The following is a 271-nucleotide window of genomic DNA, read 5'->3' on the forward strand; positions in this document are numbered from 1 at the left end:
CCGTGTTTCTGCTTCTCCAAGCTCTACCTGTATTTTTGCGATGGCAGCATATGCTCCTGAAGTTGCAAGAATAGATACGTCTTTGGTATTATCAGCGACGGCACGCGATAGAGTTTTTGCTGTTGCAGGAGCTTTTATTGTCAATGTTCCTTCATCGTTATCTGCGGACGGTTCAGACAAAGTCGCTTCCCAACCTTCGGGAGCGGTAATGATATAAGATTCTACGCCCTTCATGTGTACAATGAAATCTTTCGTAGATCCTGCTGCGGTT

The 271-nt window shown here is 45.4% G+C and carries 1 pseudogene; it reads right to left on the reverse strand.

The features are described 5' to 3' along the window. Window positions 1–271, reverse strand: a pseudogene (locus AB5935_RS26985) (hypothetical protein); the annotation flags it as partial.

Origin of the sequence: Phocaeicola sp. RTP21198st1_B8_RTP21198_201120, from assembly GCF_040929485.1 — a bacterium.
GTDB classification, from domain to species: domain Bacteria; phylum Bacteroidota; class Bacteroidia; order Bacteroidales; family Bacteroidaceae; genus Phocaeicola; species Phocaeicola dorei.